Source organism: Parageobacillus caldoxylosilyticus NBRC 107762 (assembly GCF_000632715.1).
GTDB lineage: Bacteria > Bacillota > Bacilli > Bacillales > Anoxybacillaceae > Saccharococcus > Saccharococcus caldoxylosilyticus.
Genome location: NZ_BAWO01000030.1, coordinates 43,823 through 67,084 on the forward strand (window position 1 = coordinate 43,823; position 23,262 = coordinate 67,084).

Annotated in this window: 18 protein-coding genes; all 18 read right to left on the reverse strand. The window is 38.8% G+C overall.

Annotated elements, in window-relative coordinates; genetic code table 11:
- Nucleotides 1-53: 53 nt before the first annotated feature.
- Entirely contained in the window at nucleotides 54-1,367 is a 1,314-nt protein-coding gene (locus tag GCA01S_RS09465; protein ID WP_042409346.1) for an extracellular solute-binding protein, read from the reverse strand.
- Between the two features lie 78 nt (nucleotides 1,368-1,445).
- The gene (locus GCA01S_RS09470) at nucleotides 1,446-2,228 is read right to left on the reverse strand and encodes a response regulator transcription factor (protein WP_042409350.1); all 783 of its coding nucleotides are present in this window, start codon (nucleotides 2,226-2,228) and stop codon (nucleotides 1,446-1,448) included.
- Entirely contained in the window at nucleotides 2,200-3,807 is a 1,608-nt protein-coding gene (locus tag GCA01S_RS09475) for a sensor histidine kinase (RefSeq protein ID WP_244379919.1), read from the reverse strand. The genes GCA01S_RS09470 and GCA01S_RS09475 overlap by 29 nt, the downstream gene beginning before the upstream one ends.
- 368 nt (nucleotides 3,808-4,175) lie before the next feature.
- Entirely contained in the window at nucleotides 4,176-5,381 is a 1,206-nt protein-coding gene (locus tag GCA01S_RS09480) for a sn-glycerol-1-phosphate dehydrogenase (protein WP_042409357.1), read from the reverse strand.
- Nucleotides 5,378-6,181 (reverse strand): HAD-IIA family hydrolase, encoded by an 804-nt coding sequence (locus GCA01S_RS09485; protein WP_071997945.1) that lies wholly within the window; start codon nucleotides 6,179-6,181, stop codon nucleotides 5,378-5,380. The genes GCA01S_RS09480 and GCA01S_RS09485 overlap by 4 nt, the downstream gene beginning before the upstream one ends.
- Nucleotides 6,182-6,237: 56 nt before the next feature.
- Nucleotides 6,238-7,290, reverse strand: coding sequence for an aldose epimerase family protein (locus GCA01S_RS09490; RefSeq protein WP_042409362.1), 1,053 nt, complete (start codon nucleotides 7,288-7,290; stop codon nucleotides 6,238-6,240).
- A gap of 67 nt (nucleotides 7,291-7,357) precedes the next feature.
- Nucleotides 7,358-8,353: a Gfo/Idh/MocA family protein gene (locus GCA01S_RS09495; protein WP_042409364.1), complete on the reverse strand. Its 996-nt coding sequence runs from the start codon at nucleotides 8,351-8,353 to the stop codon at nucleotides 7,358-7,360.
- 96 nt (nucleotides 8,354-8,449) lie between these two features.
- On the reverse strand, nucleotides 8,450-9,958 hold the full coding sequence (arfA, locus tag GCA01S_RS09500; RefSeq protein WP_017434290.1) for an arabinosylfuranosidase ArfA: 1,509 nt from the start codon (nucleotides 9,956-9,958) through the stop codon (nucleotides 8,450-8,452).
- A gap of 26 nt (nucleotides 9,959-9,984) precedes the next feature.
- Nucleotides 9,985-10,821, reverse strand: coding sequence for a carbohydrate ABC transporter permease (locus tag GCA01S_RS09505; protein ID WP_026078374.1), 837 nt, complete (start codon nucleotides 10,819-10,821; stop codon nucleotides 9,985-9,987).
- Nucleotides 10,822-10,833: 12 nt separating this feature from the next.
- Nucleotides 10,834-11,778: a carbohydrate ABC transporter permease gene (locus GCA01S_RS09510; protein ID WP_017434292.1), complete on the reverse strand. Its 945-nt coding sequence runs from the start codon at nucleotides 11,776-11,778 to the stop codon at nucleotides 10,834-10,836.
- Between the two features lie 89 nt (nucleotides 11,779-11,867).
- On the reverse strand, nucleotides 11,868-13,178 hold the full coding sequence (locus GCA01S_RS09515) for an ABC transporter substrate-binding protein (protein WP_042409367.1): 1,311 nt from the start codon (nucleotides 13,176-13,178) through the stop codon (nucleotides 11,868-11,870).
- An 807-nt stretch (nucleotides 13,179-13,985) separates the two neighbouring features.
- Nucleotides 13,986-15,476 carry an L-arabinose isomerase gene (gene araA, locus GCA01S_RS09520; RefSeq protein WP_042409369.1) on the reverse strand — a complete coding sequence of 497 codons (1,491 nt, stop codon included), beginning with the start codon at nucleotides 15,474-15,476 and terminating at the stop codon, nucleotides 13,986-13,988.
- Between the two features lie 29 nt (nucleotides 15,477-15,505).
- Entirely contained in the window at nucleotides 15,506-17,194 is a 1,689-nt protein-coding gene (locus GCA01S_RS09525; protein ID WP_017434295.1) for a ribulokinase, read from the reverse strand.
- 14 nt (nucleotides 17,195-17,208) lie between these two features.
- The gene (gene araD, locus GCA01S_RS09530) at nucleotides 17,209-17,895 is read right to left on the reverse strand and encodes an L-ribulose-5-phosphate 4-epimerase (RefSeq protein WP_017434296.1); all 687 of its coding nucleotides are present in this window, start codon (nucleotides 17,893-17,895) and stop codon (nucleotides 17,209-17,211) included.
- Between the two features lie 92 nt (nucleotides 17,896-17,987).
- Nucleotides 17,988-19,082 carry a GntR family transcriptional regulator gene (locus GCA01S_RS09535; RefSeq protein ID WP_042409370.1) on the reverse strand — a complete coding sequence of 365 codons (1,095 nt, stop codon included), beginning with the start codon at nucleotides 19,080-19,082 and terminating at the stop codon, nucleotides 17,988-17,990.
- 138 nt (nucleotides 19,083-19,220) lie between these two features.
- Nucleotides 19,221-20,441, reverse strand: coding sequence for a multiple monosaccharide ABC transporter permease (mmsB, locus tag GCA01S_RS09540; RefSeq protein ID WP_042409373.1), 1,221 nt, complete (start codon nucleotides 20,439-20,441; stop codon nucleotides 19,221-19,223).
- A 1-nt stretch (nucleotide 20,442) separates the two neighbouring features.
- A complete protein-coding gene (gene mmsA, locus GCA01S_RS09545) occupies nucleotides 20,443-21,984 on the reverse strand; it encodes a multiple monosaccharide ABC transporter ATP-binding protein (RefSeq protein WP_042409376.1) in 1,542 nt (513 codons plus the stop codon).
- 74 nt (nucleotides 21,985-22,058) lie between these two features.
- A complete protein-coding gene (gene chvE, locus GCA01S_RS09550) occupies nucleotides 22,059-23,135 on the reverse strand; it encodes a multiple monosaccharide ABC transporter substrate-binding protein (protein ID WP_017434300.1) in 1,077 nt (358 codons plus the stop codon).
- Between the last annotated feature and the right edge of the window lie 127 nt (nucleotides 23,136-23,262).

The following is a 23,262-nucleotide window of genomic DNA, read 5'->3' on the forward strand; positions in this document are numbered from 1 at the left end:
CATTGACCAAAAAGGACATATTTTCAAATATGTCCTTTTTGGTCAGATTTTCTTTATTGTGTCTTTGCAAGTACTTCTTCATGCTGTTTTACGAAGTCCTTAGGTGTAACCTCTTCTCCAAACAATGATTGAATTAAATTCAAGTGAGTCTGTGCTGCTTCCGGATTCATTTGCACATCGGCAAACAATGTGATGTTGCTAGCTTTATTTAGCTCGCTGAGTACATCGATGTATAGCTGTGGTAAATGGATATTTGCCGTATCGACTTTTGTTGCAGGAATAACCCCAGCTTTTGTGACAGATTGCTCTCCCCACTTTTCAATAAAGAATTTCACAAATTCTTTTGCCTCTTTTTTGACTTTAGAGTTTTCAGAAACGAACAATCCAACTCCAGGACCACCAACCCAGCTATTTACATCTCCTTTTCCACCATCAACTACAGGGAATTTAAAGAAACCGACTTTGTCTCTAAACTCTTTTGGTACTTCCTCATTAGTAGTAAAGTTGGGCAATTCCCATGTTCCCATTAAGTACATAGCGGCTTTTTCATTCATAAATTCTGATTTTGCTTCATCGTTAGATAATCCATTAAATCCTTTAATAAACGCTTTCATTTTTACTAATTTTTGAACTTCTTCCGCTGCTTTGATTAAACTTGGGTCTTCAAAAGAGCCTTTACGATTAATCGCATTTTTCAACGTATCTGCTCCACCAATTCGATCAGCCAGATACATGTACCACAATGATCCTGTCCAGCGATCTTTATTTCCAAGCGCAATCGGTGCTACACCATTTTTAACAAGCGTTTGAACAATATTTTTAAAATCTTCATATGTTTGAGGTGGCTCTAAATGGTACTTGGAAAAGATTTTTTTGTTGTAGTAAATAGGAGTGATATTTAATTCTAATGGAAGCGCATACGTTTTATTGTTAACAGCATATGCTTCAGTTGTTCCCGAAACAAACTTATCTTTCAGCCCGGAATTCAAGATATCATCTAGCGGCGCAAATAAATTTCCTTTTACATAAGGCTCTAAAAATCCTGCAGCCCAAGTCATTCCTACATCAGGAAGTTCATTGGAAGAAGCAAGTATTTTTAGTTTATTTTTATATTGTTCATTTTCTAAAACTTCCTGTTTAACCGTAACATTTGGATTTTGCTTTTCAAACTCTTTAATAATTTCATTCACAATCATGTTTTGCTGCTTCGAACTTCCCGCAGGCCAAAGGTGCATAAATGTAATCGTTACTTTTTTTCCCGATTCGGACGAAGATGGATTTCCATTTGTTGAACTGGAGCAGCCTGTTAACACAAGTGCAAAAGCAATGACCATCACGCAAAATAATGAATACGCTTTCTTTGACAAATCCAATCCCCCCTTGGTTTTTGCTACAATGCAATTATAGCATTGTAAAAGCGAGGGGATTAAGGTAACGATGGTTGGCTAAAATTCTACTTTTTTTAGATTCTCTTTTCTAAACTGGTAAGGGGTTATTCCTTCAAACTCTTTAAACAATTTGATAAAGTATTTTGCGGTCTGATACCCTACTTCTTCTGCGATCTCTGCAATACTTAAATCTGTTGTAATTAATAAGCTTTTTGCTTTTTGCAGTCTACATCTTGTTACATATTCGCTAAAAGTCATGTTTGTTTCCTCTTTAAACAAAGTGCTGAAATAACTAGGGTTTAAATGTACGAATGATGATACTTCACGTAAACTAAATGGTCTATTTAGATTTTCATGAATAAACTGTATTGCTTCTTTAACGACTTGAGAACGCGTTCCTTCTTGGATATTGATTACCCGGTTATCAATCATTTTCTCCACTACCGCCGCTTTCTGACGCTCTTCCCAAATCTTTATCGCTTGCTCCACTGCATGAATAAGTTTATGTTTATCTATCGGTTTTAAAAGATAATTCACTACACCTAACGTAATAGCTTCTTGCGCGTATTCGAATTCAGAATAAGCGGATATGATAATCACAACCGGTTTGCTTTTCTGCTTCTCTATTGACTTGATTAGTTTTAAACCAGTCATTTCAGGCATGCGAATATCTGTGATTAACAAATGGATCGTTCGCTGATTCATCATGTTGATCGCCTCTTCCCCATTTGCCGCACAAAAAATTTCATGTTTCCCCGCTGACCAGGACTCTAAAGTTTTCTTTAATCCTTGTCGTGCTCGTGGTTCGTCATCAACAATCAAAATAGTCCGAAAATTCATCATCGAATCCCCCGCTTTTGGGAATTTTGAAAGATATGCATGTGCCTTTGCCCAACTCACTTTGAATGACCACTTTTCTATCTTCCCCATAATAAAGCTGCAGTCTCCTATTTACATTGGCAATGGCCATCCTGCTTCCTTTAAATGTTGGAAACTCCTTTTTATTTAACAACTGTTCTATTTCCTGTAGAGTTTTTTCATCCATTCCAACACCATCGTCTATTACTTTAATAATTAACTCATTGGAATGATCAGATTCCTCTACAGTGACCAACACAGAACCTTGTTCCATCTTATTTCCAATCCCATGCAAAACGGCATTTTCCACTAGCGGCTGGATTAACAGTTTTGGTATCCGGATATCTAAACATCGCGCCGGGACTACTATATCCCATATCAGACGATCTCCCCATCTTAATTTCATGATTTCCATGTAACGTCTAATATGTTCTATTTCTTCGCGAAGCGTTACCCATTCGTCATTTTTTGAGCTACTTATAGTGTAGCGAAATAATTGAGACATATTAAGGACAAATTGCGATAATTCTTCTTCTTCCTTTTCTACAAGGGACCAATAAAGGGCGTCAAGCGTATTAAAAAGAAAGTGAGGATTTATTTGCGCCTGCAGAGCTTTCAACTCTGCGCGGCTGCGAACCAATTCTTTTTCATAAACTACTTGAATTAAGTGTTTAATATTTTCTACTAACGCATTATATGTTTCATTCAACTCATTAATTTCAACCGTTGATGAAATCGGCGGGCTTGTCCTTAACTCGCCGTTTCTGCCACGTTGCATGATTCTCGTTAATCTCAAAATCGGCTGAGTAATCATTGTAGAGAGAGAGAAAGAAAATATCAAAAAAATAAAGAAACCTATCGTTCCGGAAAGGATAATCGCATTTTTAAGGATCGACACCCCTTCGGTAAGCGTCTTCACGGGAGTTACAATTACAAGCGTCCATCCAGTTAAATTAGATAATTGTTTTACCACTAAATATTCTTCCCCATCTTTTCGAATCATAGGTTGTTTGGCATGAAGAAGTTGGCGGAAATCCCCTTTGTAGTTTAAAAAAATTGGATTTGAATTGGAATCAATAAGAAGCATATATCCTTTTTTTCCTTTAGATGGATAAAAATAATCACTAAATTGAAAATAATCCCGATTTATGCGAACTAATAAATAACCGCCTGGGGAAAACCATCGTTCCATTAGGCGAATTTGCCGCAAAGCTAGAAAATATCCCGGAGCCTTCGGATCACGGCCAACCCAGACCATTTTTCCCTTTGCCTCGGAAGCTTGTTTAATCCATTTTATACCTATTCGGTCACCTAAATCCTCTTCATCTAATGGAAATATTTTTTTGTAGTTATTCGTATAAAGTTCAAGAGAATGAATTCCATCAGAATACGCCTGAAACGTATTTACAATATGCATTAGCCCCTGCTTTTCCCTGAATCCGGGAGAGTAACCGTTAGCTATTTTCAAAAGCAGCTGTTGTACGTATATATTAGTGGCCACCTGTTTTGTTAATGTATCGATTTGTTGATAGAGAGCTTCTAAACGTCCGTTGGCATGCATCGCCGTCTGCTCGATCTGCTTCTCGGCGTTGTTTTTCAGCAACGTAGAAACTGAATGAAAGGTCATCATTCCTACCAAACATAGCACCATGATCATTACAAATACAAAAACAATTAATATTTGGTTACGAAGCGTATTAAATTTATATAATCTCTTCTTCAATATCTTTATCCCCCCATAGCATGATTGTTTGCTTTCATGAACGATGTTTCTTACATAATAAAGGGACAAATAATAGTATGGGCCACAAACCTAAGCAGTGATTCATATTCCGTTTTATCGTAATATTATAATTATATCTAAAAAGACAGAAAAAACAGATTTAAAGGGAATTCCAAATATGGAATTCCCTCATAATACTAACTCCACTATTTAACAAACTCATTTAGAAAACGTAATATAGTAAATCTATCACGTAAATGATATGCTTCTTTAAGGCTTCTATCAACCAATTCTTGATCTATCCCAAGCTGTTCTGGAGTGCAAGCACCTCCTACTCTTTCCATCATTAAGCGCAGTTCCGATGGAGATGGCAGCGACCCAAACCATTCTTTTATTTTTTGTCTGTTTCTCTCCAACAGTTCTATAGTCTTGTTGCCTAATAATGCTTTATTTTCTCGTAAATCATTTAAGAGGATTAAAAAATGATTGGTATATACTTCAGCAATTAATGATGTGGAAACCCCTACTTTAGTTCCGTGAAGCACTTGTGGCTTTTTCCTACGCAAAAATTCCATTTCCCAATAATGAGATAGATGGTGTTCTCCACCAGATGCTGGATATGATTGTCCCATTATCAGCATCGCTATTCCCGATTGAAGAAGTGCGTTCATTAAAATCTGCACTCCTTCTTCTTCCGCAGCAGCGATTTTCTCGATATTGTTGACGCATTCCTGCAACGACTCTTGAGTAATCTTATCAACCAGCGGACAATATGGCTCGCCAGCAACAAGATGGCCAAAACGCCAGTCAATAAGCGAAGTGTATTTGGCTATCATATCCCCAAATCCTGCTGCGATCATCTGTTTAGGCGCCTGTTTTAATACACTAATATCCGCAAATACAGCAATAGGCGCCTGTGCTTGAATAGTCTTTTTTACTCCTCGGATAATTAATGGCGCGCCCATAGAGGTAAATCCGTCGACAGATGGAGCTGTTGGCACGGAAATAAACGGAACTTTCATTTTATAGCTGCAAAAGCGTGTAATATCATGAATCGTTCCGGATCCAACCGCTAATATTGCATCAACATCATGAGGAACCTCCAAAAGCGCTTGTACAATGGACGCTTCATCTGCTATAACATCACCATTTTCATCTGGCTGAATGAAACAAGTAGTATGATGAATCTGTTCCCCTTGCAATAATGCGCTCAACTGTCGTCCAGCTGCTTCAAATGTATGTTGGTCTACAATTAAAGCAACTGTTTGATATCTTTTTCTTTGCAAGTATATAACTACTTGTTGTAAAGCATCATCGCTGATCATAATGGTTTCAATTGGGATGTCATTATGGTCGTTCCCACAGTGACATTGTTTAGAAAGAGCCTTAATTTCTATTAATGTTCGATTCATTGCACTATTTCCTCCCCAAATCGAACGATATCGTAAATCGAATCAATAATATAGTCGGGGAGCTCCTTCTCTAATAACGAATCGAGATGTTTTTTCTTTGTATTTCCCGTCAAGACAAGTGCTGTTTTCATTCCGTGCATACGCCCCATCCGAATATCCGTTTCAATACTGTCGCCAATAATCAGGCACTTTGGCGGGCTTACTTGCAAATAACGCAAAGCAGCTTCCGCCATAAAACAAGAAGGTTTACCTAAAATAAGTTCCACTTTTCGTCCTGTTGTTGCTTCAATCGCTCCAATCATTCCTACCACATCTATGGCATTTCCGTTCTCATTCGGAAATGTTTTATCTGCATGTGTCGCAATGATTCTCGCTCCGTGCTGCACAGCTTGAAACGCTAAATTTAAATCATCGTATGTCATTCTTTCATGTAGTGTTATAACCAGAAAATCCGCTTCTTCCGGTTTTTTTGCCAATCGAACATGATAACGTTGAAGCTCTTCCTGTAATCCATCATCTCCTAATGTCCATACTTTGCAAAACGGATAATGTACGTACAGAAATTCTGCCGTAACTGTAGATGACAAAATAATTTCTTCTTTCCGTACACTAATTCTCCATTTCTTTAGCCACTCGTAGCACATTCTCTGTGATATGTTGCCACGATTACTAACAAACGCGATTCGCTTGCCAAGAGAGCGCAAGTACGCAACCGCATCGTCTGCTTTAGGAATCAATCTTTTTCCTTTAAACATAGTACCATCTAAGTCAATAATAACCGCCTCAATTTCTTGTAGCACCTGTTCTCCCTTGCCCCTTCTGAAAGAAACTTTTGTGACTATATTTATGACTATATTTATGATTTCAAAACACCAAATTTGTACTTGGTTACCGATGAATAGTTCTGATTTGCCTGTAATACATAAGAAGGAAAATGAGGATGATGAACAGCGTCGGGCAGCCCTTGTGTTTCTAAACAAATTCCTAAATATTTTCGTGATGGTACACCGTAAATATCCATTCCTGATTGCAGTTGATTTCCTGTGTATACTACTACTCCTACTTCATCTGTTTCGATCGTCAATGTACGTCCGCTTTCGGGATCTTGCAAGACAATTTCTTCATCATGGTGCGTATTCAGCACAAACGGATGATCATATCCTTGCCCAACCAGCTCAATTTGCGAATGATTGGTCATAATTCCATCTTTTATTTTTTTTCCTTGGCGTAAATCAAAAGGAGTATTCGTTACATCCAAAATGGCCCCTGTTGGAATCAATTCCTGATCTAACTCTAAAAACCGATCGCTTTTTATTTTTAATTCATGATCTAAAATATCCCTTTTTATATTGCCGCTTAAATTAAAATACGTATGGTTTGTTAAGTTCAATAACGTATTTTTATCGGAATGGGCATGATAAGAAATAATTAGTTCGTTTTCTTTATTTAATAGATAGGTTACTTGAACGTGGACAGCACCTGGATATCCCTCTTCTCCATCAGGGCTTGTATAGGAGAAGCGAACACCTATTTCCTCGTCTTTTTCCACTATCTCCGCGTCCCAAAGTACATGATGAAATCCTTTGATTCCGCCATGTAAATGGTTATTGTTTTCGTTTTTACACAACCGGTATATTTTCCCGTCTAATTCAAAGCTGGCTCCCTGAATTCGCCCAGCCACTCGCCCAATGACTGCGCCAAAATAAGGGGAATTCGTTAAGTACGGTTCAAAACGGTTAAAACCCAACACTATATTTTCATAGTTTCCATTTTTGTCAGGTGCAATGATTTTTGTAATAATGCAGCCATAATTCATACAGGTAATTTCGATTCCATGATCATTGATCAGTGTGAAAGATATTACCGGCTGTTGGTTGATTTCTGCCCATTTTTCTGGAATGACTTTCATTCTGCTCATCCCCCTTTTTCAAACCAATCAGAAAGGCTTTGTATTTTCATCAGCATGATGAGAATACCTAAAGTCGTACAACATTTCCTGTTTTCACAGATGTATAGCATGCTTCCAACACTCGCGCCTGTTGAATCATATTGTCGCCTGAATAAAGCGGCTCTACATCTTCAAGAATGCAGCGGGAAGCATGTTCCATCTCTAATACGTATTGGTCGCCGAAAACGACTTCTTTCCGAGTTTCCCCACTATCGGTCGTAACGGTAATAATTCCATTTCCCCCATGTACATCCGGACGGTATGCTCGGGACACTTCTACTTTTCCCTTTGTCCCAATCATTTCATATTTATTTTGCGGAAACATTTCAAAACTGCAATCAAACAATGCATGAACTCCGTTTTTCATTTTCATCCACCCGCTAGTGGTCATATCAATAGAGTGATGTTCATCGTAATTAGATTGAACAAACAATTCCACAGGCTCTGAATCTAATAAATTGCGAATCGAATGGACACAATAACATCCTACGTCAAATAAACTTCCTCCGCCCATCTGTGCGTTCATTCTAATGTTAGTTTCCCGATCGTGAAGATAAAACGAAAAACTAGCGCGCATGCATTTGATATCTCCTATTTCCCCTGAGGAAATAATGTCTTTCACTCTCTGATGCTGAGGGTGAAACTGATACATAAACGCTTCCATAAAAAACACGTTATTTTGTTTACATGCTTCGACCATTTTTCTTACATCCGCTTCACACAACGCAGCTGGCTTTTCGCAAAGAACGTGTTTTTGTTTATTTGCTGCTTTAATCGTCCACTCCACATGCATGCTGTTAGGAAGCGGTATGTAAACAGCATCCACATTTGGATCATCTAACAACTGGTCATAGCTCTCATATGAAATAGGAATTCCTAATTCTTTGGCGATACTACTTGCTTTTCCGCTACTGCTAGCAATTGCCACCACTTCTGCATTGTTAGCACGTTGAATAGCCGGAATCATCGTTTCTCTAGCAATAGCGGCTGTACTTAATATTCCCCAACGAACCTTTTGTTCCATAAATTTTTCTCCTTTTTTCTTATATTATTTTACATATTTACATCAAAGGGATAGGCTGGTCCCATTCATAACTTAATTAGACCAGCCTGCTTCCGCTTATTTCTTAGCCAAACGAATCACATTCCACGATAGTTTTGGCAACTGGGCTACCACTTTTCCATCTGATAGATGGGCATTTCCATTGCTGTGTGGAACAACAGGGGAATGGGTTGCCGAATTTGTTTGTTTTACGTTCTCATGCTCTAAAATAATATGTTCGATCACTTGATATCCATCGAAATTACGGATATCACATTCTAACAACAGTGCATCTTCCAAGTCACGGTTGACCGCAAAAATCGTAAATTCCTCGTTTTCTTCATTATAAACAGCGATTGCCTCCAAATAAGGAACATCGGTAAAGTCTTTGCTGTCATATTTCGGGCTAGAGATCACTGGATGTAAGGCTACACCTCTGCCATACACGGATGCATGCATAAATGGATAGTAAATGGTTTGTTTCCAAGCCGGGCCATTTTTCTCCGTCATGATTGGTGCAATTACGTTCACCAATTGCGCTAAACAAGCAATTTTCACACGATCGGCATGTTTCATCAATGTAATCAACATGCATCCAACTAATAATGCATCTTCAAAGTTATAAATATCTTCCAATAAAGGAGGGGCAATCGTCCAAGGCTCGATTAACTTATCCGCTTCGTTGGAATGATACCAAACATTCCACTCATCAAAAGAAAGATAAAGTGTTTTTTTACTGCGCTTTTTCGCTTTAATATAGTCTGCAATTGCAACCACAGAACGAATAAAATCGTCCATTTCTAATGTAAGAGCTAGATAATTCGCTGTATCATTATCACGATTCCCATAATATTGATGTAACGAAATGTATTCTACATGTTCATACGTATGATCAAGCACTGTTGCCTCCCATTCCGCAAAGGTTGGCATGTTGCGGTGGGAACTTCCACAAACGACAAGCTCAATCGTTGGATCGACCCATTTCATGACCTTTGCCGCTTCGCAGGCAATGCGCCCATATTCTACTGCAGTCTTATGGCCGATTTGCCATGGACCATCCATTTCATTTCCTAAACACCACGTTTTAATCTTATGCGGTTCTTTGTAGCCGTGGGAAATACGTAAATCACTATAATACGAACCTGATGGATGGTTGCAATATTCGACTAAATTGCGGGCAGCATCAATGCCGCGTGTTCCTAAGTTAACCGCCATATTGACTTCAGCATTGACAAGTTTCGCCCACTCCACGAATTCATTGACACCGATTTCATTTGTTTCAATTGATTTCCACGCTAACTCCAAACGCCGCGGTCGCTTTTCTTTCGGACCTACCCCATCTTCCCAGTTATACCCGGAAACAAAGTTTCCTCCTGGATAACGAATTAATGGAACCTGCAGCTCTTTTACCAATTCGATAACATCTCTTCGAAATCCTCTTTCATCCGCTTGCGGATGACCTGGTTCGTAAATTCCTCCATATACCGCACGGCCAAGATGCTCTATAAATGAGCCATAAATCCGCTTATCGATTTCCGCAATTCTGAAATCTTTTTCGACAATCATTTTGGCTTTTTTTGTGTTCATGGTTTTCATCCTTTCGCTTAATAATATTATCCTTTTACTCCTCCAACGGTTAAACCTGAAATAAAATAGCGCTGGAAGAAAATAAATAAAATAATAATTGGAAGAATCGTTAGCAAAGAACCCGAAATTAAAATATCGTAGTTATTTCCGTAAGGAGTTAATAATCCTGATAGACCGATTGGCAATGTGAACATATCTTCTGTGCGAAGAATAACGGTTGGCCATAAAAAGCTATTCCAGTAACCCATCGCTTGTAAAATCGCCATTGCCCCAAAAGCAGGTTTCATTAATGGAACCATAATATTAAAAAAAATTCTAAATTCGGAACATCCATCGATTCTAGCGGCATCCAGCAATTCTTTCGGTAATCCTAAAGCATATTGGCGAAAGAAGAATATTGCTACTGGGGCTACCATAATGGGAACAATTACTCCCCAATACGTATTAATCATTTTAAAAGAAACCATTAGCTTGTATAATGGTAACATTAAAATCTCCATAGGAATCATCATCACAGCCAAGACAAGAATAAAAACAACATTCTTACCTTTAAAATCATAAACTGCTAATGCGTATCCAACCATTGAAGAAAAGAATAACGATAATATGGTTCCTACTATCGTAATTACTAAGCTATTTTTATACCAAATAAGATATTTGGCTCCTTCTTGAAAAAGGTAAATATAATTTTTAAACGATAATAAATGCGCTTGCAGCTTGAGGTTTAAACCATATCGCAATAATTCAGTAGATGGTTTAAATGATGCTAATAAAAGAGCAAAGAAAGGAAATAATGCAATAACAGCAATAAAAAGTAACATTAATACAAGGATGATCTTTACGGCCGTATTTGGTCTTGCCATTGATTCCATTGTTCACCCCTCCTTTTTAAACGCCCCTGTAAACTTAAGCTGAATCAAGTTAATAACTAATACAATAGCCAACAATACAATCCCAATGGCAGATCCAAACCCCATATCATTGTTCATAAACCCTTCCTGATAAATATAACCTACCAAGGTAAGTCCGATATCGCCAGGAGACTGGTTTTGCCAAAATACAAAACTTTCCTCATACATGCGGAATCCACCAAAAATACTGATGGTTAACACATAAATTGTCACTGGTTTCAAAAGCGGAAGTGTAATCCTAAAAAATTTTGTAAACACCCCTGCTCCATCCATTTCGGCCGATTCATAAAGTTCCTTCGGTATATTTTGTAATCCTGAAAGAAAATATAAAATGTTAACACCTAGCCACTTCCAAGATGCTAAAAATACCATCAAAAACATCCCTGTTCCCCAATGCATTGTCCATTGTTGAGCATGTAGCCCTAATGCTTTCATTAACATATTTGCTGGAGAGGACTCCAATTCCCCGAAGATCAACCGGAATATTACGCCAACCACAATAGTAGACGTTAACGCCGGTATAAAATACGCAGAACGAAAAAAGTTACGCCCTGGTATAACCTTGGAGTTTAATATCACAGCTAATACTAGGGGCAGTGGAATCAGAATTATTAATGTCCAAATGGTATAAATCGTTGTATTGCGCAACGCCGCGTAAAAATGCGGATTTAATAGTTTCTTATAATTTTGCAATCCGATAAACCTTGTCTCGCCGGGCAAAACCTCTTGAAAACTCATGATAATCGTCGAAATAGAAGGATAAAGAAAAAAGACTAAAAATGAAATAATGAACGGAGATACAAAAATATATGGAGCTATTTTTTGAGAAAATAAAATATTCCTGCGTATTTTCTTCTTTTGGGGTACTGGTTGCGTATTTATTGAATAATTCAAATGATAATTCTCCATTATACTTCCCCCTTATATCGAGCAAATGGGTGATTTTGGAAGGTTAAAACGACTACGTGTCGTTCGAACCTTCCTTACCATCTCGAAAATTATTGTTTTTTCATCTCTTTTGCCACGTTCTTTAGCGCCTGCTTAGGCGACAGACTCCCTTCCTTTAACACCTTGTAAAGAACGGATTGCACAACAAGTTGATTCATCTTCGGAGTATTTTCTGTAATTGTCGGTGAGTTAATCTCGTTTTTCACACTCATTAGGGTATTAAAAATATCTTTACCGAAATATTCAGTATATTTATTCGGCTCTTTTAATGCCGGATCATCCCAAACATCCCAACGTATTGGGTCAAATCCAAGCTGTTTCCAAATTTGAATATTTCCCTCTCTAGACAGTTTCGCAAATGCTAAAAATTCCTTCGCGAGCTTTACATTTTTACATTGATTCGTAATAGCCGTTCCAGTCCCGCCCATACCAGCGGAACGATTACCATCAGCTGTCCAACGTGGCATAGGGCGAATAATCATTTTTCCTTTTAGATCAGGCATATAATCTGTGAATCTTCCCATATACCACATTGGCATTACAACGGATGCAGCTCCTCCTTTGTTCATAAAGCCATAATATTCTTCTGTGTGATGACCTCCTCCAGGAGCTGCTTTAGCAATCTTTTCGTCTAATAACTGTTTTAAAAACTCTAACGTCTTTACATTAATTTCATTATCCAAAGTAACATTGCCATCTTTGCCATAGAAGTCAGAACCTTGCTGCACAATTAATGGCCAGTAGCTCCATAAATCGTTAGTTTCAATAGTAATCATCGGCTTCCCTGTTGCACTGACAACTTTTTTGCCTGCTTCTTTGAAATCTTCCCATGTTATAATTTTATTGGGATCTACACCAGCTTTACCTAATAATTCTTTGTTATAGTAAATAACGGTGGCGCCTACATGAAAATCGATGCCGTAATATTTTCCGTCTTTTGAATAGATATTTAATCTAGATTGAACGATTTTATCTTTAACTGGTTCCACAATATCATTTAATTCTACCAGTTGAGGCTTACCTTTCAAAAAGTTGGAAAAACGGGAAATTTCAATATCTGCGATATCCGGCGCCCCTACTCCAGACTGCAAGGATAATAATAGCTTATTATGCATATCGTCATAAGGATAAGTAGTAGCTTGTAATTCAATTTTTTTGTCGGGATGCTTTTTGTTCCATTCATCAGCCATGTATTTGTAGAATTTAGCATGCTGCTCTACAAATGTCCAAAGAGTTAATTTAGTAGCACCATCAGAACTTTTTCCGGATTGACCGGAGTCACTCGCTTCACTGGAGCATCCACTTAACAGTAAGGACACTGTCATTGTCAATGTAAATAGCAACATCATCAACCTCTTCATATTCCCATCCCCTTTTTAAAATAATTGCTTATAGCAAGTATGAAAACGCTTAAACAAAATAATTCAATCCCCTCCTTTCTCAGCAATAAATAACCCCTATATATCAGCATATCAACCCTATAATAAGTGAGGTTCACCTGTGTAAAAGAGGATTTTCTTTATTATTCAGATAGGATGAGAGCTGACCCATAAAGATGTTATCTGTTTTTAATTTTTCCCAACCCTTCGTAAACTTCCAATTCCTAAATCAGCTAATAGATGCTACCATAGCTCCTGTAAAAAATAACTTTGTTAAGTGACTATATTGTACAAACAAATAACAATAACATAAAATTTGTCATAACAATTTATGCATTAATTTATTTTTGATACAAATTGTACGTATAACTCTAATTAAATTTTAACATTTGTCATGGTTTTTTCAATAAGAATTTTTAGAATTTTTCATTTTTATAAAAATTTGTTCTGTTTTGTTCCGCTGAAAAGCCCTCATCTTTCTTCAAATACCTTGTTGCAATTCTCCTTTTCTATTACTATCGGTTATTCTTACCAACATCAACTGAAATTACTTCTTTCTTTCAACCACATTAGGTTATTTCACTTAGCGCTTCGCGACAATAGAAGGGAGATTATCAATTTCTGCCAAAGGGGAGATTGGCGTCAGATCCATTTTTTGTGATGATGTATGAAATGGCATTCCCCTCCTTCTGCAGACATCGTTTCTACAAGAACCATCCATATACTATATAAAAAGAAAAGACATGGATAAAACTGATGTTGTCCATGTCTTCGTATGTTTTCTATTTTTTATCGATTTCTCCATACCATTTCATTCCATCTTAACTCATTGCGAATCGAGTATGGAGATGTATTCTCATTAATTACTACACATTCGATACCAACCATTTCTGCCCAATCTTGCAGCTGCTCCGTTGTCACTGCAAAGGAGAAGCACGTATGATGAGCGCCTCCCGCCAAAATCCACGCTTCTGCCGAATCACGAAGCGATGGGCGCGGTTTCCATAAAATTCTTGCTACTGGAAGTTTCGGCATTTCTTTTTCTGGTTTTACTGCATCCACTTCATTTACGACAAGACGGAAGCGATGCCCTAAATCAATTAGCGAAGCATTAACGGCCTCACCTGCGTCTCCATCAAAAACAAGACGAGCCGGATCCTCTTTTCCGCCAATAGACAAAGGATGAACTTCAATTCTTGGTCGGGTTGCCGCAATCGTTGGACATACTTCTAGCATATGAGCACCAAGAATCATTTCATTTCCAGGTTCAAAATGATACGTATAATCTTCCATAAACGACGTTCCTTTTCCGTCCGCCATGATTTTCATCATGCGAACAAGCGCGGCAGTCTTCCAATCTCCTTCTCCGCCAAATCCGTATCCTTCTGCCATTAACCGCTGTACCGCGAGCCCAGGAAGCTGCTTCATTCCGTGCAAATCCTCAAACGTAGTCGTAAACGCTGTAAAATTCCTTTCTTCTAAAAATGCTTTCAATCCAAGTTCAATCCGGGCTTGTTCACGAATCGATTCGCGTACTGGACCTTCATGAAAGCCTTCTGGAACAATATCGTACAATTCTGCATATTCATCGAAAAGTTCGTTTACTTTTTGTTCCGGTACATCTTTTATATATTGCACCAAATCTCCGATTCCATAACCATTCACTGACCAGCCAAACTTAATTTGAGCCTCTACTTTGTCTCCTTCCGTAACGGCTACTTCTCGCATATTGTCTCCAAAACGAGCTACTTTTAAATTCCGGCTTTCGGTAAAAGCAACAGCAGTACGCATCCATCTTCCTAGTCGCTCACGAACATCTGGATCTTCCCAATGACCGACTACCACTTTCCGGGCAATCCCCATTCTGGCCCCGATAAATCCGTATTCTCTGTCGCCATGAGCAGACTGGTTCAGATTCATAAAATCCATATCAATGCTGTCCCATGGAATATCACGATTAAATTGTGTATGAAGATGCAATAACGGTTTTCTTAATTCGGAAAGACCTCCGATCCACATTTTTGCAGGAGAAAACGTATGCATCCATGTAATGATTCCTGCACATTCATCATTCGCATTGGCTTCTATACAAAGCTTCCGAATCCCCTCAGGAGTGGTTACAACTGGTTTAAAAACTAGTTTAAACGGAATAATAGAATCGCGATTTAATCCTTCCACAATGACTCTAGAATGCTCCTCTACTTGTTTCAATGTTTCTTCCCCGTATAAGTGTTGGCTTCCGGTAACAAACCAAAATTCGTATGGTCGCAATTGTAACATCATGTTTCCTCCTCATCACTTACAATGAATTAGACGTTTAATGATTCTTTCGATTTGGCATTCTCTTTAATAAATTTGAGTCGTTTCATCACATCGTTTTCTCCACGCCCAAAATAATCATGTAATTTTGTGTATTCTTGATATAATTGTTCATAAATCTTCACGTTTTCTGGTATCGGCTTAAATGTTTCATCACGGACTTTCCCCATTTTTTTGGCGGCTTCAACAATCGATTCATATCCTCCGTTCTCTTTTCCAGCTGCCACAGCGGCGAACATCGCCGCGCCAACTGCAGGAGTTTGCTTGGAAGCCGCTACTTTAATTTCACGATTTGTCACATCTGCATAAATTTGCATCAATAATTTATTTTTTTGTGGAAGTCCACCACAAGCATATAATTCCTCAACTTTGACACCGCTTTCAACAAAAGCATCGATAATTTTCCGAGTCCCAAATGCAGTGGCTTCGAGTAATGCTCGGTAAATTTCTTCCGGTTTTGTTAGTAACGTATACCCGATGATTAGCCCTGTTAAATCTGTATCAACCAACACAGAACGGTTGCCGTTCCACCAATCAAGTGCAAGCAATCCTGTTTCTCCTGGTTTATACGCAGCAGCTCTTTTTTCCAACCATTGATGAACGCTTACTCCTTCTTTTTCAGCTGCTTCTTTCACGTAGGCTGGAACTCCATGTTCAACATACCACGCAAAAATATCACCAACCGCCGATTGACCTGCTTCATATCCAAAATATCCCGGAATAATCCCGTCTTCTACGACACCACACATTCCTTCCACATATTTCTCCTCTGTTCCTAACAGCATGTGGCAAATCGACGTTCCCATTGCCATCACTAATTTTCCTGGCTCTACCACTCCTACTCCAGGCACGGCCGCGTGCGCATCTACATTTCCTACAGCAACAGCTGTTCCAGGCAGTAGCCCCATCATCGCTGCCATTTCTTCCGTAAGTACGCCTGCTTTGGTACCAAGAGGCACAATGTCACCGCGCAATTTTGTTTCTGTTAAATTTTCCAAACGCGGATCTAATGCTCGAAAGAATTCTTTACTTGGATAGCCTTCTTGCTTATGCCAAATCGACTTATAACCAGCAGTACAACTATTGCGAACAATATTACCTGTCATTTTAAAGACGACCCAATCAGTAGCCTCAAGGAAAAGATCTGTTTTCTCATAAATCTCCGGCGCCTCATTTAGAATTTGCCAAATTTTCGCAATCATCCATTCAGACGAAATTTTGCCGCCATATCGTGGCAAAAACGCTTCGCCTCTTTTTGCGGCGATTTCATTAATTAAATTCGCCTCATCTTGTGCAGCATGATGTTTCCATAACTTCACCCAGCTGTGTGGATGATTTTTTAAATCTTCTCGAAAACAAAGAGGTTCACCTGAAGCGTCAACCGGAAGCATCGTACAAGCAGTGAAATCAATCCCAATTCCAATTACATCAGCAGGATTAACTCCCGATTTTTTCAATACAGACGGAACTGCAGTTGCTAATACTTCGATATAATCTCCCGGATGCTGCAATGCCCAATCCGGCTCCAATTTTACGTTTGATTCCGGAAGCACCTCATCGATGACTCCGTGAGAATATGGAGTGACATGATCAGCGATTTCGTTTCCTTCCAAATCGACAAGTACGGCACGACCGGATTCCGTTCCATAGTCGATTCCAATCACATATTTCTTCGTCATGTTTGCTCCCCCTCTCATTGTCCATAATAGGCATTAGCACCATGTTTTCTAAAATAATGGCGGTCCAGTAATGATTGGTCAATAGGCTCGACCGAAGGATTAAGATAATAGGTTCTTGCTGCTAACTTTGCCACTTCTTCTAAAACAACCGCATTGTGAACAGCGTCATACGGATTTTTCCCCCAAGCAAATGGACCGTGGCCGTAGACCAATACTCCTGGCATTTGCATAGGGTCTAGAAGACGGAAAGTTTCGACAATTACTTTTCCCGTCTCCTCTTCATAAGCTCCTTGAATTTCTGCATCCGTCATCTTGCGGGTACACGGAATTTCTCCATAAAAGTAATCGGCATGAGTCGTCCCTAATGCAGGTATTCCTTTCCCTGCTTGTGCCCAAACCGTCGCCCACGGTGAATGTGTGTGTACAACTCCTCCAATCTGTGGGAACTCCTTATACAATAATAAGTGTGTCGGAGTATCTGAAGACGGTTTTAGATACCCCTCCACCACATTCCCTTCCAAATCAACTACAACCATATCGTCTCTTGTCAACTTGCCATATTCTACCCCGCTAGGTTTTATAACCACAAGACCTTTTTCCCGATCGATACCACTGACGTTTCCCCATGTAAATGTCACTAATTGGTATTTGGGGAGCTGTAAGTTGGCTTCCAAAACAACTTGTTTTAGTTCTTCAAGCATCTCCTCCACTCCCTATAAAAAGATTCCCTCACCTCCATTATAATTTTGTACGTACAATTTTTCCATAACTTTTTTATTGTTTGAACATTTTTTTATATTTTTTTTGTTGACTCTCGGACAATTAGTTCAGGTTGATAAATAATATCATTGATGCTCCCCTCGTTTTGCTTTTCAATCATCTGGATTAGCATTTCTGCTGCTTGTACCCCCATTTCCACTTTCGGGTGACGAATGGTTGTTAATTTGACTTCTGTCGCCGTAGCAAATGTAGAATCGTCAAATCCCACCACAGAAATATCATCTGGAACGGTCAGCCCTTGTTGTCTAATCACATCGAGTAATTTAATCGCTAATTCGTCGTTATAACAAACAAACGCCGTCGGTCTTTCTCCTTCCTGTTGTTGTAAAAAGACGCGCGCTATTTCTAATGGTTTTGACTCCTTTTCTTCAGTTGTATAAGAAACAAGATGATTCGTCGCAAGCGCTACGCCATGTTCCTGATGAGCACGGATAAACCCTTTTAATCGGTTTACTCCCTGTAAATCGTCCGTTTTAAAAAATCCCGCAATCCGGTGATGACCTAAACGAATTAAGTGATCGGTAAGTAAGAATCCGCCGCCTTCGTCATCCATTTTGACGCACGGACAACTCATTTCTAAGTATCGTTCATTAATCATAACATAAGGGATATGGAGATTATTTAACGCTAAATAATACTCTAAGTTAGGATTCCCTTGCGCACTTTTTGTCGGCTCGATAATCAAGCCGCTTAACGGTTGATGAATCATCGCTTCTAAATGTGCGCGTTCCCTTTCTTTGTTATTATCCGTGCTAGCTAATAATAGACGGTATCCCTTTTCGCGAAGTGTTTCTTCCGCTCCACGAACAATGTGCGGGAAAATATAATCAGAAATATACGTCGTTAGTATCCCTACTGTTTTGATACTAACTTTATCGCTTTGTTTCGGCCTAGAAACAAACGTACCACTTCCTTGAATTTTATAAAGCCATCCTTCTTTCTCCAATTCTCCTAACGCCTGCCGAACCGTATGGCGGCTTAATTGAAATTGATTCGCTATTTCGTGCTCTGTCGGTATTTTTTCATCCGGATGCAGTTTTCCAGAAAGAATCCAAGATAAAATTTCCTGTTTTAGCTGCAGATATTTCGGCATTGCTTTCTCTTTCATAGTTCACCTCAAGTTAAAAATAATATTAAAGCAAATTTATTATAACAATTTTTATTTGTACGTATATATTATATTTATCGCAAAAAGAGGACCAAGACAACGTTGATCTTGGTCCTTTCAATTCCGCTCGTACAAAGGCTAAGCAGCCTTGTTTTTATTATAAATGTCAAATGCTACTGCAACTAATAATACTAATCCTTTAATTGCTTGCTGCCAATCGATTCCCAGACCAAGCAAGGACATCCCATTGTTTATTACCCCCATTACAAGTCCGCCGATAATCGCTCCACTAATTGTACCAACTCCACCGTAGGCAGACGCTCCACCGATAAAGCAAGCTGCAATCGCATCAAGTTCAAACAAATTCCCTGCTTTCGGTGTCGCTGCATTTAAGCGAGCCGCGAAAATCAAACCAGACAATGCCGCCAACACGCCCATATTGACAAATACCCAAAATGTCACACGTTTGGTTTTAATTCCAGATAATTGTGCCGCTTTTTCGTTTCCACCAATGGCATAAATATGTCGGCCTATTACGGTTTTATTAGCGACGAATGAGTACGCGATAATGAGCATAGCTAAAATAATCAAGATCGTTGGAATCCCCTCGTATGTGGCAAGAACATAAGAAAATGCCATAATGATCGCCACAATCACTATTAATTTTGCTCCAAAAACAGCAGCGGGACTAATAGTAAAGCCGTATTGTTTCTGATTGTTTCTTTTTCTAATTTCAGACCCTATAAATAGTATGGACGCAATCAAACCGATGACAAGAGTGAAAATATGGAGATTCTGTCCATGGAACAAGTCAGGAAGAAAACCGGAACTAATATTTTGAAATGATTTCGGAAAAGGCGCGATCGATTGACCTTCCAAAATGATCATCGTAAATCCTCTAAATAGCAACATTCCCGCTAGCGTAACAATAAAGGCCGGAATTTTTACATAAGCGACCCAAAACCCTTGCCATGCCCCAATCAAAGCCCCAAGCAGCAAGGAAATCAGAACCGTTACAAACATCGGAACATGGTGTTGAACCATTAAAATTCCCGCAAGCGCCCCGACAAATGCGGCAACCGATCCTACCGATAAATCAATATGCCCGGTAATAATGACTAACATCATGCCTATCGCTAATACTAAAATATAGCTATTTTGCAAGATTAAGTTCGTGATGTTTAACGGTCTTAACAAAATTCCTCCAGTTAAAATTTGGAATAATAGCATGATCAGTACTAGTGCAATCACCATGCCATAACTTCTCATGTTATTTTTCATCATTTGTTTCAAGAGCTGTATTTTGCTTTCGTTTGCCGTTGAACGATGTTGAATTGCCTTCTGTACCGGTGTTTGCATGTTACACTACCCTCCTAACTGTCGTTTTTGTCATTAATTTCATCAGCTTTTCTTGAGTTGCTTCATCTCTATTTACTTCCCCTGTGATTCTGCCTTCACTCATTACATAAATGCGATCACACATGCCAAGAATTTCTGGCAATTCGGACGAAATCATTAAAATGGCCTTTCCTTCTTCTGCTAGTTGATGAATAATGGTATAAATCTCATACTTCGCCCCAACGTCGATTCCTCGCGTTGGTTCATCCAAAATGAGAATATCAGGCTCGGCGAAAATCCATTTGCTTAACACCACTTTTTGTTGGTTTCCCCCGCTTAATGCTTCAGTTTTTTGGAAGACGCTTGGAGTTTTAATTTTCAATTGGTCACGGAATCGTTCCGCTTCTATGATTTCTTTATTTTCATCAACAACGAATTTCTTTGCGATTTTACCTAATCGAGATAGTGTGATGTTTTTCCGAATGTCTTCCATTAAGATGAGACCATTTCCTTTGCGGTCTTCTGAGACATAAGCAATCCCGTTGGCGATCGCTTTGCTGACGTCGCTAACATCAATTTCCGAGCCGTTTTTGAACACTTTTCCACTAATTTTTCTGCCGTACGACTTTCCAAAAACACTCATCGCCAGCTCGGTTCTTCCCGCTCCCATCAATCCAGCAATGCCGACAATTTCCCCCTTGCGGATATAAATAGATACATTGTCAATGACTTTTCGTTCTGAGTGAAGAGGATGATAAACATTCCAGTCTTTCACTTCAAAGATAACGTCACCAATTTTTGGGTTTCGCACCGGATATCGGTTCGTTAAATCACGGCCAACCATGCCCCGAATAATGCGGTCTTCTGTCACATTGTCCCTTTTCATATCCAATGTTTCAATCGTCTTCCCATCCCGTAAAATCGTAATGGAGTCGGCTACTTTCGAAATTTCATTTAGCTTATGGGAAATGATAATAGCAGACATTCCCTGCTTTTTGAATTCTAATAACAAATTTAATAAATTTTCACTATCATCCTCATTTAAAGCCGCTGTCGGCTCGTCTAAAATTAATAATTTTACTTCTTTAGATAACGCTTTGGCGATTTCGACCAATTGCTGCTTACCGACTCCAAGATTCCCTACTAATGTGTGCGGAGACTCATCTAATCCTACTTTTTGTAGCAATTCTTTTGTTTTAACAATCGTTTCATTCCAATTAATAATTCCTTTTTTTGCTCTCTCATTTCCCAAAAATATGTTTTCGGCTATCGACAAATAAGGAATTAATGCTAACTCTTGATGAATGATAACTATTCCTAGTTCTTCGCTCTGTTTAATATTTTTAAACTTACATACCTCTCCCTTGAACAAAATCTCCCCGCTATACGTACCATAAGGATAGACACCGCTCAATACTTTCATTAATGTAGACTTTCCTGCACCATTTTCTCCGCAAAGCGCGTGAATTTCCCCTTCTCTTACCTTTAAATTCACATTGTCGAGCGCTTTCACACCGGGGAACTCTTTGGTAATTCCTCTCATTTCTAGAATGAATTCAGACATGCTCCTTCACACCTCCCATAGTGAGGAATAGATATAGTGATAGTATTAGAAACTATCACTATATCCGGTCACCTTTATTTAGAAAGATCTTCTTTTTTATAATAGCCGCTATCGATGAGCACTTTTTCATAATTGGAAGCATCCACTGAAACCGGTTCCAATAAATACGATGGAACGACTTTCACACCGTTGTTATATGTTTTCGTATCGTTCACTTCCGGTTTTTTGCCTTTGAGAACCGCATCGGCCATTTCCACCGCTTTTTTCGCCAATAGTCTTGTATCCTTAAATACCGTTTGTGTTTGTTCACCAGCGATAATCGATTTTACGGAAGCTAACTCCGCATCTTGACCGGTAATGACGGGCATCGGTTTGCTAGGAGTTCCGTATCCTACCCCTTTAAGAGAAGAGATAATCCCGATACTAATTCCATCATATGGAGACAAGACGGCATCTACTCGCGCGTTCGTATAATGAGCGCTTAACAAGTTGTCCATTCTCGCTTGGGCAGTAGCACCATCCCAGCGTAGCGTAGCCACTTGGTCAAATTTCGTTTGTCCACTTCGCACCACTAACTTTCCAGAATCAATATAAGGTTTTAGTACGGACATCGCTCCGTTAAAGAAGAAATACGCGTTGTTATCATCAGGAGATCCAGCAAACAACTCAATATTAAATGGCCCTTTTCCTTCTTTAAGACCGAGTTTCTCTTCGATGTATTTTCCTTGCAACACGCCTACTTTAAAATTATCGAAAGTAGCATAATAGTCTACATACTTGCTATTTTTAATCAAGCGGTCGTAGGAAATGACTTTGATTCCCTGTTTATGCGCTTTTTCTAATACATCTGTTAATGCTTCCCCGTCAATCGGTGCAATAACTAACACATTTACCCCTTTAGTAATCATATTTTCAATCTGAGATACTTGGTTTTCTACCACATCCTCGGCATATTGCAAATCGGTTTTATAGCCAAGTTTCTTAAATTCTTTTACCATGCTTTCCCCATCTCGAATCCATCGTTCCGATGACTTAGTTGGCATCGATATTCCGACAAATCCAGCATCTCCACCATTTGTTCCTATGCCACTACATGCGGATAGGGCAAATACAAGTGTCAATAACACCAGTACGGATAAAAATCTCTTCATACTTTTCTTAATCCCCCTTTATTAAATTTGTACGTATATTTTTTATTGTTACTTTCAATATAGCATCAAGAAAAATTCATAGTCTTTTTAATATGTTAACTATTTTTATAAAAAATTAACTTTATTA

Excerpts from the sequence above, each read along its gene's own strand:
- GCA01S_RS09470 (WP_042409350.1), bottom strand. The coding sequence starts at position 2,228 with ATGAATTTTCGGACTATTTTGATTGTTGATGACGAACCACGAGCACGA.
- GCA01S_RS09475 (WP_244379919.1), bottom strand. The coding sequence starts at position 3,807 with ATGCATGCCAACGGACGTTTAGAAGCTCTCTATCAACAAATCGATACA.
- GCA01S_RS09480 (WP_042409357.1), bottom strand. The coding sequence starts at position 5,381 with ATGAATCGAACATTAATAGAAATTAAGGCTCTTTCTAAACAATGTCAC.
- GCA01S_RS09490 (WP_042409362.1), bottom strand. The coding sequence starts at position 7,290 with ATGAAAGTCATTCCAGAAAAATGGGCAGAAATCAACCAACAGCCGGTA.
- GCA01S_RS09495 (WP_042409364.1), bottom strand. The coding sequence starts at position 8,353 with ATGGAACAAAAGGTTCGTTGGGGAATATTAAGTACAGCCGCTATTGCT.
- arfA (WP_017434290.1), bottom strand. The coding sequence starts at position 9,958 with ATGAACACAAAAAAAGCCAAAATGATTGTCGAAAAAGATTTCAGAATT.
- GCA01S_RS09505 (WP_026078374.1), bottom strand. The coding sequence starts at position 10,821 with ATGGCAAGACCAAATACGGCCGTAAAGATCATCCTTGTATTAATGTTA.
- GCA01S_RS09510 (WP_017434292.1), bottom strand. The coding sequence starts at position 11,778 with ATGGAGAATTATCATTTGAATTATTCAATAAATACGCAACCAGTACCC.
- GCA01S_RS09515 (WP_042409367.1), bottom strand. The coding sequence starts at position 13,178 with ATGAAGAGGTTGATGATGTTGCTATTTACATTGACAATGACAGTGTCC.
- araA (WP_042409369.1), bottom strand. The coding sequence starts at position 15,476 with ATGTTACAATTGCGACCATACGAATTTTGGTTTGTTACCGGAAGCCAA.
- GCA01S_RS09525 (WP_017434295.1), bottom strand. The coding sequence starts at position 17,194 with ATGACGAAGAAATATGTGATTGGAATCGACTATGGAACGGAATCCGGT.
- araD (WP_017434296.1), bottom strand. The coding sequence starts at position 17,895 with ATGCTTGAAGAACTAAAACAAGTTGTTTTGGAAGCCAACTTACAGCTC.
- GCA01S_RS09535 (WP_042409370.1), bottom strand. The coding sequence starts at position 19,082 with ATGAAAGAGAAAGCAATGCCGAAATATCTGCAGCTAAAACAGGAAATT.
- mmsB (WP_042409373.1), bottom strand. The coding sequence starts at position 20,441 with ATGCAAACACCGGTACAGAAGGCAATTCAACATCGTTCAACGGCAAAC.
- mmsA (WP_042409376.1), bottom strand. The coding sequence starts at position 21,984 with ATGTCTGAATTCATTCTAGAAATGAGAGGAATTACCAAAGAGTTCCCC.
- chvE (WP_017434300.1), bottom strand. The coding sequence starts at position 23,135 with ATGAAGAGATTTTTATCCGTACTGGTGTTATTGACACTTGTATTTGCC.